Here is a 12508-nt window from a genome sequence, read left to right on the forward strand (position 1 = left end):
TGTACTCTTAGAAAACTATACTGTATCTGCTATACTCTAGTACACGCTCAACGTATCTGCGCTGCAGGCAAAGAGCTCTCCCTTGCTTTGAGATTACTCACAACCGATCATTCGCTACCACGATCTCTCCTACGATCTCTGTCGCAATAGCACCAATCGATACATCCAAGTTGAGCCTCCAAATATCCAATGCGTTATTTCTATTAAATAGCAATACGATCAGCGCAGATGGTAGCGACCTCACTCCTTCACAAAGTTGGGTGACGCCAGACGAGTATGCTGCCCTCTCCGCTCAAATCGAAAAGGCTCAGTTAGTCGCACAAACTCTTACATCCACCGCAGAAGAAGTAAGCGCCCACGAAGCTGCCCTCCTCCTCGCCGCAAATACTTTTACTTCTGCACAACAACCTGGCACATATACAGAATATATCGATACCTCTGAGTTATCTGCTGAAATTTCGCATGCTCTCACTGTCATAGATACCGTAACTGTATCCGACGATATCGCTAGCAATGTTGCACTCGGCACTGTCTTTGTATCATCCAGCGATATCCAGCAACTCAACGAACTCATTTTCGCCGCACAAGCACAAGTCGTCTCTCCTACTAATAACAACACCGTAATCCAAACCCTAAAAAATCTCCAGACCGCATTGATCGACTTCATTCTTAATATAGATGTCGGGACCCAGGAGCTCCAAACTAACGAGAGCCTTGCTCATACGCATCCAATCATAATTGCCGATCTCGATACCTCCGTTACAACTATCGCTGCCGATGCTCCAGTCGCTGTTGCTGATCTCGATACCTCCGTTGAAAATATCGCTGCCGATGCTTCAGTCGCTGTTGCCGATCTCGATACCTCAGTTACAACTATCGCTGCCGATGCTTCAGTCGCTGTTGCCGATCTTGATCACTCAGTTACAACTATCGATTCCGATACTTCAGTCGCTGTTGCCGATCTCGATAATTCGGTTACAACTATCGCTGCCGATGCTTCAGTCGCTGTTGCCGATCTTGATCACTCAGTTACAACTATCGATTCCGATACTTCAGTCGCTGTTGCCGATCTTGATCACTCAGTTACAACTATCGATTCCGATGCTCCAGTCGCTGTTGCCGATTTCGATCACTCGGTTACAACTATCGATTCCGATGCTTCAGTCGCTGTTGCCGATCTCGATCACTCAGTTACAACTATCGATTCCGATGCTTCAGTCGCTGTTGCCGATCTCGATAATTCGGTTACAACTATCGATTCCGATGCTTCAGTCGCTGTTGCCGATCTCGATCACTCGGTTACAACTATCGATTCCGATGCTCCAGTCGCTGTTGCCGATCTTGATCACTCAGTTACAACTATCGATTCCGATGCTCCAGTCGCTGTTGCTGATCTCGATACCTCAGTTACAACTATCGATTCCGATGCTCCAGTCGCTGTTGCCGATCTCGATACCTCAGTTACAACTATCGCTGCCGATGCTCCAGTCGCTGTTGCCGATCTTGATCACTCAGTTACAACTATCGATTCCGATGCTTCAGTCGCTGTTGCCGATCTTGATCACTCAGTTACAACTATCGATTCCGATGCTTCAGTCGCTGTTGCCGATCTCGATACCTCAGTTACAACTATCGATTCCGATGCTCCAGTCGCTGTTGCCGATCTTGATCACTCAGTTACAACTATCGCTACCGATGCTCCAGTCGCTGTTGCCGATCTCGATACCTCAGTTACAACTATCGCTACCGATGCTCCAGTCGCTGTTGCCGATCTCGATAATTCGGTTACAACTATCGATTCCGATGCTCCAGTCGCTGTTGCCGATCTTGATCACTCAGTTACAACTATCGCTACCGATGCTCCAGTCGCTGTTGCCGATCTCGATAATTCGGTTACAACTATCGATTCCGATGCTCCAGTCGCTGTTGCCGATCTCGATCACTCAGTTACAACTATCGATTCCGATGCTCCAGTCGCTGTTGCCGATCTCGATCACTCCGTTACAACTATCGATTCCGATGCTTCAGTCGCTGTTGCCGATCTTGATCACTCAGTTACAACTATCGATTCCGATGCTTCAGTCGCTGTTGCCGATCTTGATCACTCAGTTACAACTATCGATTCCGATGCTCCAGTCGCTGTTGCCGATCTCGATACCTCAGTTACAACTATCGATTCCGATGCTCCAGTCGCTGTTGCCGATCTCGATCACTCAGTTACAACTATCGATTCCGATGCTTCAGTCGCTGTTGCCGATCTCGATCACTCAGTTACAACTATCGATTCCGATGCTTCAGTCGCTGTTGCCGATCTCGATAATTCGGTTACAACTATCGATTCCGATGCTTCAGTCGCTGTTGCCGATCTCGATACCTCCGTTACAACTATCGATTCCGATGCTCCAGTCGCTGTTGCTGATCTCGATACCTCAGTTACAACTATCGATTCCGATGCTCCAGTCGCTGTTGCCGATCTTGATCACTCCGTTACAACTATCGATTCCGATGCTCCAGTCGCTGTTGCCGATCTCGATCACTCAGTTACAACTATCGATTCCGATGCTTCAGTCGCTGTTGCCAATCTCGATCACTCGGTTACAACTATCGCTGCCGATGCTCCAGTCGCTGTTGCCGATCTCGATCACTCAGTTACAACTATCGATTCCGATGCTTCAGTCGCTGTTGCCGATCTCGATAATTCGGTTACAACTATCGCTGCCGATGCTCCAGTCGCTGTTGCCGATCTTGATCACTCAGTTACAACTATCGCTGCCGATGCTCCAGTCGCTGTTGCCGATCTCGATACCTCCGTTACAAATATCGATTCCGATGCTCCAGTCGCTGTTGCCGATCTTGATCACTCAGTTACAACTATCGATTCCGATGCTCCAGTCGCTGTTGCCGATCTCGATCACTCCGTTACAACTATCGCTACCGATGCTCCAGTCGCTGTTGCCGATCTCGATACCTCAGTTACAACTATCGATTCCGATGCACTAGTTATTATTACCAATCTCGATGCTACAATTGATACTGATTTTAATGCACATACTATGACCACTGAAGCCATTCTTGATTCAGCAGCAGCAGCTAACGTAGATTCTGATGTCTCAACTGATGTCAATTCTGATAATGCGGCTGATGTAAATTCTGATAACTCGGCTGATACAGATTCTGATAACTCGGCTGATACAGATTCTGATACCGCGGCTGATACAGATTCTGATACCGCAGCTGATGTAAATTCTGATACTGCGGCTGATACAGATTCTGATACCGCAGCTGATGCAAATTCTAATACTGCGGCTGATACAGATTCTGATACCGCAGCTGATGTAAATTCTGATACTGCGGCTGATACAGATTCTGATATCGCGGCTGATACAGATTCTGATACCGCGGCTGATGCAAATTCTAATACTGCGGCTGATGCAAATTCTAATACTGCGGCTGATGCAAATTCTAATACTGCGGCTGATACAGATTCTGATATCGCAGCTGATGTAAATTCTGATGATACGGCTGATACAGATTCTGATGTCGCAGCTGATGTAAATTCTAATACTGCGGCTGATACAGATTCTGATACTGCGGCTGATACAGATTCTGATACCGCGGCTGATGTAAATTCTGATGATACGGCTGATACAGATTCTGATATCGCGGCTGATACAGATTCTGATATCGCAGCTGATGTAAATTCTGATGATACGGCTGATACAGATTCTGATGTCGCAGCTTATGTAAATTCTAGTACCACAGTTGATGCAACTTCTGAAGTTGATGTGGATTCTAGTACTGCAGCTGGTGTAAAGTCTAATGTCGCGACTGATGTAGAGTCTCTTGTCGATATTGTCCCTGCAGATCAACCAGCTTTTGATATGAGAATATTCGATCAATTAATAATCGAAGCATTAACCACAACTTCCCCAAACATCGAGTCTTCCATCGAAACTTTACAATCTGAAATTCACACTCTTATCAACGGAATCAAAACAGACACTTCTACAAATAACTGATTTTGATATCGCAGCTGATGATTTTAATTATTTTTGGACAATAAAATTCCCCCTGGCCAAAGGGGGGATTGGAGTTAAAATTACCGTATCTCCTTAAAATCTCGAACTTTTAGTGTGGCTCCTGCTGATAAAACATAATCACTTCCTTCTAATGCACCTAAGTCTGGTGTGTCAGAAGATGTGATTCCAGCAATAGCARTTCCCGCCGCTTTGGCAGCCGAATCTGTTACCAATCTAAAATCTCCGTTTTCAGGGTCTACATAATTAGCAGAACCGTTTTTAACATCAAATGCCATATTTGTTTGAGGATTAAAATAATAGTCGTTYGCCGCTGCATGTATAAAATATTCATCAATGTCATCTGTTCTGAGACTTTGATTTTCTTCTTCTGAAAGCTTGGCAGAACCTACCTCAGATCCATCAACTGCAAACAGTTTGGCTGAATGAGAAAAATTAGAATCGACTTCTGCAAATATATTATTGACAAAACTTCCTTGTTTCATACTTCCATGATGAAAATTATATGGCAATCCTTGAGGCTTAAGTTCATCATAGTTCATTATTTCTATATTATAAATGTGAAAGGTACTCAAATAGTCCCATCCCGTATTGTTATAAAAGCGATTTTCTTCTGATAATACCTTATGTCTAGGTGCAAAATATACCATTGCRGCCGTTTTATACAGCTTATCATTTGCAAAATTTTGGACGTAGTCYTCATCGATTAGATCATAGAACAAGTTRTGATGAACAGTATAATTGGTTAATTCTTCCAAATACATTCCCACAATAAATGGCGCATTATAATTTCCGTTCATAGAGCTTATAGGCAAAGCTTCAAAATCTCGAATGATATTATACGCAATCTCCGAGCCCTTGATATCATACGCATAGTCCGTCGTATTTGCAAAAGCAATTGCTCCAGAATCTTCTCCCATTTTCATCGGCCGCTCAAACAACGAGTGTATTATATCWATTTTTACAGGATTGTTGACGCGAGTTTGAAATCTTCCGTTATCTCTAAATGTGGTATCCTCTATTCGATTGTTCTCGGCTTCTGTATAAAATCCTGCAGTAAATGTTCCGCACCAGCCAATATCTTCTATAATACAATTTGATAATGTGATTCCATCACCAGCYGCAATATATACTCCGTTGCCCCACGTGTGCGCAATATATGTATCCTGTATAGTTGTGTTGAACGCATTATCGAGATATAACCCACTATCTGCAAAGGCGCCAATGCTATAAGTCGTRGTCATTTCAAACGGTTGCATATACCTAAAKGTACATCCATCGATAATAGTGTTGCTAACATTTTTGATCGGCACATTACCTGCAACGAAATTAATATTTTCTATTGTTACATTATTCGCATCGCTGATGGTTAACACATCTTTACGCACTTGCATTTCCACATCCAAATTTTTTATATCTCCTTCTGGCATATAATAGATCTTTCTATCTTCTACAAACCATTCACCAGGGATGTCAATTAAATTTTTATGCAAAATAAACCCAAATCCAAAGTCATGATAATTCGTTTTAATTTCTGCAGGCTTGCTCCAATTATTATTTTTGCTATACGCATCAAAAAAGACCCTGTTTTCAGCAGTTTCCGTAACTGTTCCATAAACATATTCTCGATTTTTGCCAATCACACCTCGAAAAACTCCATCAGTTARATCTACATCAGGGATTTCGTCATCTCGAAAAGTCACTGCGCCGATGGTCGTATTCTTTGGCTTATGTATATCAACTACCCATCCATACCCGCTTCCTTTCTCTAGCGGCGCCATCATATCATCAATCGTATAGTTTGGAAACCGCGCAATGTTCTGATACGCACCGTTTGCAAATACCTGGCTAAACGGCAAAATATATTCTTGATACGCTTCTGGCACATCGGCAACGTATACTCCTGGCATAGACGCATCCGCAACAAATCCCGAAACCACTTCTGCTCCTGTCACCAAAACATACTCACCCTCGGCAGCTTCAAGAGTAATTCCATCCTTCTTAATATTTACCATCTCTCGATAAATTCCTTCATGAACAACAATTGTATCGCCCTCTATTGCCTCTGCTAACGCCTCATTGATGCTTGTATACTCAGCAGTCGTTTCAGTTTCAACAGCAGACCACGGAATTTCTTCCGAATAGACATGAATTTCCATTGGAATTTTACGCACTGCAGCCCCAGCCATTGCAAATACCTGCTCAGTTCCYGCRTACCCCGACAGTAACGCCAAAATCATTAGCATGCTCTTTTTCATAATCTTCATTCCTTTCCTAATCTAAGCTTGCTCCACTAAAATATTAACTATTTCTTTTATTTTCTTATAGTGTAAAACCGAAGTCCACGTTTCAATCAGCCTCTATCGCAAATACAACATCGAGCTTTTCTTTATTGTACGCCTTTAATTGATTTTAAATTTTCGATATATATTATATTGTAACATCAAATTTTTAAAATTATAGAATAATCTTAACCCTTTTTTTGTATATTTTTCTTTCTTGTGATATAATAACAACAAATATGTATTCATTTAAGGAGTGAGCACATGGAAGAATATCGAATCATACATTCAAAACAATACTGGTATCCCACTCAATTTATTCGCGATAACCTAATTACTGCAAATATTTTAACTCATCAGACATCTAATTCTATTCACAATAGCAATAAAACTCGTGCATCATACTTGTTATTATGCGTCGTTTCAGGCAAGCTTTATCTTGAACAATACGCACAAACTTTTACAATCACAGCAGGACAAGGTGTTTTTATCAATTTAAACGATGCTTATACATACTATTCCGACACCGCAGAAGGAGCTGAGTTCTATACTTTGTCCATTAATGGCAAGCCACTTGAGGGCATTGTCCAAACATTATCTAGCAATGAATTTTTTCCTCTTGCATTTAACTTTCGAATTATGAAAGCGGCCATTTTAAAGTGCTTCGATATACTCTCAGCAAGAGAAACACAATTTGAATATACTCTTTCAATGCATCTATATCAATTGATACTTGAAATTTCTTCCCCATACCTTGCATCTATCCAAAAGTCATCTGGCAGATCAAATTCCTGGTTCATTCGCAAGATCGAGATGTTTATATTTAGACATATAGAAGACAAGATCACTATTCAAATGATGGCCGATGCACTACAATTAAAGCCATTCCATGTTAGCCGACTGTTTGTAGAGCACTTTCATATAACTCCAACCCAATATGTTATAAGCAGTAAAATCTCACATAGTAAAAAACTATTAACTGAGACATCACTTTCTGTTGGTCAAATCGCACATTCCTTAGGCTTTTCTGACCAAAGCCATTTTTGCAAAACCTTCAAAAGGTGTTGCGGCATAACTCCTCTAAAATACAGACAACATCGAGAATTGACATAAAAAAAAGGGCTGCCATAAAGCAGTCCTCACAATTTAATTTTTTTATCATCTAGAAATTTCTCTTCTGCTTGGTTMTCTAGCAGCATTTTTCCATCTAAAGGTGCCAACAATTGCTGCATCTTTGCGCTATTGATTGGTTCTTCTAAAGCAGCTGCCATCAACCTATTTGCCAACTTTTGCTTTAATTCTTTAATAATTTCTTTTTCGTTTGCCAACTTTTCCATCTTTTTCGAATGGGCATTTTTCTTAATATAATCCAACTTCTTATATAATTTCCTACGTTCCTCCTCCAAAGCATCGTAATTCATCTTGTTCTCCTATCTACACATAAAAGTGTTTTTTTCGTTCGATATATCCTCTATATTATTTTTTCTATAATAGTATTAAGAACCTTATAATTATCTACTAAGCTATCGATTACTTTTCGTGAATTTTCTGAAATCTCCATATTGATGTTTAATACATTTTCGGTGATATCTTTTATTTTACTGAGTTCTTTGTCGAGCACTTCCGGAATATTTTTAATTTCCTTCATCATCTTCACAAGCTCATCGTTATGGTTTTCTTTTATTTGTTTAAGTAATTTTACATTATTGTTATTTTCTTCCAACACTTCAACAAGCTCAAATACAGTATCAATTTTATTCAACAACGTTTTGTTTAAATCTTGATTTGCATTTAAAGATTCGAGTATCGCCAATAGTTCTGGACTTTCTTCTTCTGCGACCTCTCTTATTATATCAACAACTTTTTTGATAGACGCTGTAATAGCTGCCATGTCTGTGGTCGTAACAGCATTTTTTTCGATAGATGCAACACCATTTGTTAAAGCCGAAAGTTTATCTTCAATTTTTGCCACATTATTTTGAGCTGCAACTACCAGATTTTTGTTTAGCAACTCTCTTTCTTGACAAATTGTCCCCATTAGCGTGTCATTAACTATACTCATATGAGTCTTCATTTCTTCTGTTGTAGCCTCAATAATAGTTGTTAAACTCTTMGTAAACACTTCTTTTTCTTGGCAAATTGTTTTCATTAATGTGTCATTAACGATACTCATGTGAGTCTTCATTTCTTTTGCTGTTGCTTCAATAACAATTTTTAAACTTTTGTTGAGAACTTCTCTTTCATGGTAAATTTTGGTCATTAGTGTGTCGTTAACTATACTCATATGAGTCTTCATTTCTTCTGCTGTTGTCTCAGCTATTTCAGTTTGGTTTGTCAGATTTGCATTCAACGTATCGAGCGACTCTTTGATTGCAGTTATCTGTTTTGTAAAGTCCTCAGTTAATACCGTGTACTCTTTGGATAACTTGATTGTAACAAAGCCAAACCATATTCCGATGATAATTAAACATATTCCTAATATTTCTATCATCTACTAATCCCTCCTTATATTTATTCCACACTTTAAGTTATATTAAATTTATAACCAAAATATGCCCATACTTCATCTCTTAGTATGCCCCCAAAATATAAAAAATAGCATTCAAACATAATTATTTCATTGACAATATATGCTTCCATGACATATAGTTCATATCATCCCAATAAAAAAGGAGTTTTTTACAATGAAGGAATACAAACTTATTAGAATTAAAGTTAGCAAAGAATTTGTAGCAGAAGAAACCCTCATGAACAAAATGGCCACTGAGGGCTGGGAAGTTATCAGCGTTTCCCCCGATGCTCATACCAAAGTTGGACTACATCTTCTTATCACCTTTGCACGCGAAAAATAATTTTATGCCATCCCCCAGGCTGCTAGCGACTGCAATGTYGGTATCAGAGTTTTTGCTTTTTCCGTAATAAAATATTCTACCCTGATGGGCATTTCGTTATATTGTACTCTTGTTATTAACCCGTCCCTTTCTAGTTCTTTTAACGATAATGCTAACATAGTATTTGTGATTCCCCTCACTTTTTTCATCAGTTCATTATATCGAATGCCTTCGCCAGCAGATAACACACAAATAATAGGAATTTTCCACTTACCTCCTATGCATTTGAGAGCTGATTGCAGTGGACATTCTTGCAAACATGGACAGTGAGTTGCTTCACACTTGCTCATAATTTTCTTACCTCCTCATATTTTTTTGCGTTCTTGACTATGAATTTTTTACATGCTATCATTATAGTAGCTCATAAAAATAAAGTCAATAATAAATACTGAGCAAGGAGAATKAATATGAAAAACTTAGAAAACGTAAGYAAACTRTTCCAAGACCCTGCAAGTACCAAAGTGATTAGTACCGTATCCAAAGAAAACGAGGTTCACTCAATCGTTGCAGGAAGCATTATGGTAATAGACAACGATACGCTTGCTATTGCAGAAGTCTTTATGAACACCACCAGCGCAAACTTAGCCGCAAACAATCAAGCTGCCTTTTTGGCTGTAAAAGGAATGGAATCATATCTAATCAACGCAACCGTTCAAAAGCGTCATACTGATGGACCATTATTCGATACGATTGCAGAAAAATTCGCTGCCATGAATATGTCAATCAAAGCTATCTGGACATTTACTGTAGATAAGATATACAACGAAAGTGCCGGTCCAGATGGAGGCAAACAACTTTTCTAAATATAAAATACAAACGGACTCATATGCAGTTCGTTTTTTTTTGCCTTCATAAAAAAATCATGATATAATTTAGCAAAAAATTAGGGAGTTGAAAATAAATGATTTATGATCCAGAGCAGCTTGAAATTTCTTTAGAAGATATGTCGAAATTAGAAACCGAGTCATATATTCTGCTCGATGTTAGAAGTAACGTAGCCTTTAACATGGGTAACATCCCTGGTTCGATTAATATTTCACGCGATAAAGTTGAGATGCATCTTGGCGAACTACCCATCGACAAAATCATCATTGTTTTATGCACCATCGGCATCTTTAGCAAAGCCGTAACAAAAAAACTTCGCAAGCATAATTTCCAAGCATACAATCTAATTGGTGGTTACAGCAATTGGCTGATAAATCATTTTAAATAACAAATAATTATTTTTGTACAACACTCTAAATTATATTGACAAAATTAGGTATTTATGCTATATTCTTTGATAATTTAATCCAAGCACTCAATAACTAAAAGGGAGAGTATCATATGTTACAAAACGATTTAAAAATAGCAAGAGCACTCAAAGAAGATGCTGGTGACCTTCTCGAATATCTAAACCTAATTGGAGGAGAAAGCGACAATCTTTTGTTTGGCGCAAACGAATTTCATATGTCCATCGCAGAAGAAGAAGCGTTTATCGAAGAGATATCCAACTCCGCCGCATCAGCACTGTTTGTAGCAAAAATTGGTTCTGAGATAGTTTCTGTCGCCAATATCGCAGCTACCCCACGAAAGAGGTTAGCACATCAAGCGACTATCGGCATCTCTGTGAAGCAAGCATATTGGAATTTGGGAATCGCAACAGCAATGATGCAAGAAATAATCAACTTTGCAAAAGCAACTAAGGTAATCGAAATTATATCCCTTGAGGTCAATGCTACAAACACAACTGCGATGCACTTATACAAGAAATTTGGTTTTGTTGCAATAGGGAAATATGACAATTTTTTTAAATTCAGCGACGACTACTATGCCGACGCAATTCTAATGAACTTATATTTGTGATCTGTAGCATAAACTAAGGAGATACTAATGAAATTAATACTAGCAAATAATATAGATATAGCAATGAAAATAATTGACGATGCAAAATTACATTTGCGAGAGCAAGGAATTGACCAGTGGCAAAACGGTTATCCCGATTACGACTGCATAGCCAAGGATATTTTAGCTAAAAGGGGGTATTATCTATCCTGCAACGACGATATACTCGGCTATCTATGTATCGATTTTGACGGCGAACCAGCTTATGAAACTTTGCGAGGCACTTGGCATAGCAATGAAAAATACGTCGTGATGCATCGTTTGGCACTTGCAGCTAATGCTCGTGGTACAGGTATTACATCCGAGGTGTTTAATCTTGTTTGCGAGCTATCTATAGCAAAGAACATTCACAATTTTAGAGTTGATACCGATGCTGACAATACGAAGATGCAACACATTTTACAGAAGAATGGTTTTCAATATTGCGGCACAATTTGGTTTGACAACAGCGAAAAAATTGCTTTTGATAAAGTTATATAATAAAGAGTGCCCGCAACTCAGCTGGGCACTTTTTTTTGATATTATATAAAGAACAAGATTTCATTTACATCTTTTCGTACACCAGATTTTTTGGCATCATCCTCTGGATACCCCAATGCTATTAGTGCCGAAACCTGCTCATCATCCGGAATATCGCATATCTGCGCAACGACTTCCTCTTTGAATACTCCCAAAATAACGGTGCCTATCCCCTTATCAACTGCTGCAAGACAAAATGTTTGGGCAGCGATCCCAGAGTCAAATACTTCCCAACTTTCATTTTTGCTAGTTACATATTCTCCATTTGCACCGGTGCCGCTCAATCCCTTTTTGATTGTCAAAACCAATAGCGCAGAGCAACCAGATATAATTTTTTCGTTATGTCTTAATCCTAATGTAGCCTCAGTTGCTATTWTGGCTTTTTTATCTTTATCATCTACAATATAAAATCTTGCTGATTGAGAATTTTTCCATGAGGGATAAAAACGTGCCACATCTACTATTTCGCGAATGAGATCTCGTGAGACTTCGTTGTTTGCAAAAMGCCTAACACTTCTTCTTTCAGTAATTGCTGCTACAGCTTCCATAGTTGTTCCTTTCTACTATTCAAACATTGTATTTTGATTTGCGTATTTCATTTTATCAAATATATTTTCACTATTTCAAGGTCTATGCTACATATTTCTTAGCGCCAATTTCATATACTCGTTTGACATTTATTTTATGCAAAACATTTGCTATCATCTGAAGAAAAAGTCGTTATTCCTGAATTACAAAAACCAAATTGGAGGGCACAAATGCATATTACAAACGAAAACTATGTTCCTTATATTGATCAATACAGTATCATTCGCGATACAGATACGCTTGGAGGTGCTTCTCACAAATATTATTCCAAATATATAGATTACATCGCACCAAATGGCAAGCCTAT

The 12508-nt window shown here is 39.1% G+C and carries 12 protein-coding genes; 7 read left to right on the forward strand and 5 right to left on the reverse strand.

Translation table 11 applies throughout. The features are described 5' to 3' along the window. The first annotated feature begins 170 nt into the window (after positions 1–170). Positions 171–4019, forward strand: coding sequence for a hypothetical protein (locus tag EPU_RS12420; protein WP_010169315.1), 3849 nt, complete (start codon positions 171–173; stop codon positions 4017–4019). 80 nt (positions 4020–4099) lie between these two features. Here EPU_RS12420 and EPU_RS10805 read toward each other — a convergent pair whose 3' ends face one another. Then, positions 4100–6226, reverse strand: a complete 2127-nt coding sequence (locus EPU_RS10805) for a right-handed parallel beta-helix repeat-containing protein (protein ID WP_198006424.1) — start codon at positions 6224–6226, stop codon at positions 4100–4102. 357 nt (positions 6227–6583) lie between these two features. Between EPU_RS10805 and EPU_RS10810 the strand changes: the two genes are divergently transcribed. Then, entirely contained in the window at positions 6584–7432 is an 849-nt protein-coding gene (locus EPU_RS10810) for an AraC family transcriptional regulator (protein WP_010169319.1), read from the forward strand. A gap of 26 nt (positions 7433–7458) precedes the next feature. Here EPU_RS10810 and EPU_RS10815 read toward each other — a convergent pair whose 3' ends face one another. Together EPU_RS10815 and EPU_RS10820 are read right to left on the reverse strand one after the other, a co-directional pair. After that, positions 7459–7740, reverse strand: a complete 282-nt coding sequence (locus EPU_RS10815) for a hypothetical protein (RefSeq protein WP_010169321.1) — start codon at positions 7738–7740, stop codon at positions 7459–7461. A 50-nt stretch (positions 7741–7790) separates the two neighbouring features. Next, complete coding sequence (locus tag EPU_RS10820; RefSeq protein ID WP_010169323.1) at positions 7791–8810, reverse strand: hypothetical protein; 1020 nt, start codon at positions 8808–8810, stop codon at positions 7791–7793. A gap of 193 nt (positions 8811–9003) precedes the next feature. On the opposite strand from EPU_RS10820, the gene EPU_RS13755 reads away from it, so the two are divergent. Further along, entirely contained in the window at positions 9004–9171 is a 168-nt protein-coding gene (locus EPU_RS13755) for a DUF4177 domain-containing protein (RefSeq protein ID WP_010169327.1), read from the forward strand. A 2-nt stretch (positions 9172–9173) separates the two neighbouring features. On the opposite strand, the gene EPU_RS10835 is transcribed toward EPU_RS13755, so the two are convergent. Further along, on the reverse strand, positions 9174–9500 hold the full coding sequence (locus EPU_RS10835) for a winged helix-turn-helix transcriptional regulator (protein WP_010169329.1): 327 nt from the start codon (positions 9498–9500) through the stop codon (positions 9174–9176). 117 nt (positions 9501–9617) lie between these two features. Here EPU_RS10835 and EPU_RS10840 point away from each other — a divergent pair, with 117 nt between their 5' ends. The 4 genes from EPU_RS10840 to EPU_RS10855 all read left to right on the forward strand — a co-directional run bounded on the left by EPU_RS10840 (position 9618) and on the right by EPU_RS10855 (position 11574). Next, entirely contained in the window at positions 9618–10013 is a 396-nt protein-coding gene (locus tag EPU_RS10840; protein WP_029488394.1) for a pyridoxamine 5'-phosphate oxidase family protein, read from the forward strand. A gap of 98 nt (positions 10014–10111) precedes the next feature. Further along, the gene (locus EPU_RS10845) at positions 10112–10423 is read left to right on the forward strand and encodes a rhodanese-like domain-containing protein (protein WP_010169334.1); all 312 of its coding nucleotides are present in this window, start codon (positions 10112–10114) and stop codon (positions 10421–10423) included. Positions 10424–10536: 113 nt separating this feature from the next. Beyond that, the gene (locus tag EPU_RS10850) at positions 10537–11055 is read left to right on the forward strand and encodes a GNAT family N-acetyltransferase (RefSeq protein WP_010169336.1); all 519 of its coding nucleotides are present in this window, start codon (positions 10537–10539) and stop codon (positions 11053–11055) included. 27 nt (positions 11056–11082) lie between these two features. Then, positions 11083–11574 (forward strand): GNAT family N-acetyltransferase, encoded by a 492-nt coding sequence (locus EPU_RS10855; protein WP_010169337.1) that lies wholly within the window; start codon positions 11083–11085, stop codon positions 11572–11574. Between the two features lie 41 nt (positions 11575–11615). Here EPU_RS10855 and EPU_RS10860 read toward each other — a convergent pair whose 3' ends face one another. After that, positions 11616–12161, reverse strand: a complete 546-nt coding sequence (locus tag EPU_RS10860; protein ID WP_010169338.1) for a nitroreductase family protein — start codon at positions 12159–12161, stop codon at positions 11616–11618. Between the last annotated feature and the right edge of the window lie 347 nt (positions 12162–12508).

The organism is Candidatus Epulonipiscium viviparus, from assembly GCF_000171335.1.
GTDB lineage: Bacteria > Bacillota > Clostridia > Lachnospirales > Cellulosilyticaceae > Epulonipiscioides > Epulonipiscioides viviparus.

Excerpts from the sequence above, each read along its gene's own strand:
- EPU_RS10810 (WP_010169319.1), top strand. The coding sequence starts at position 6,584 with ATGGAAGAATATCGAATCATACATTCAAAACAATACTGGTATCCCACT.
- EPU_RS13755 (WP_010169327.1), top strand. The coding sequence starts at position 9,004 with ATGAAGGAATACAAACTTATTAGAATTAAAGTTAGCAAAGAATTTGTA.
- EPU_RS10845 (WP_010169334.1), top strand. The coding sequence starts at position 10,112 with ATGATTTATGATCCAGAGCAGCTTGAAATTTCTTTAGAAGATATGTCG.
- EPU_RS10850 (WP_010169336.1), top strand. The coding sequence starts at position 10,537 with ATGTTACAAAACGATTTAAAAATAGCAAGAGCACTCAAAGAAGATGCT.
- EPU_RS10855 (WP_010169337.1), top strand. The coding sequence starts at position 11,083 with ATGAAATTAATACTAGCAAATAATATAGATATAGCAATGAAAATAATT.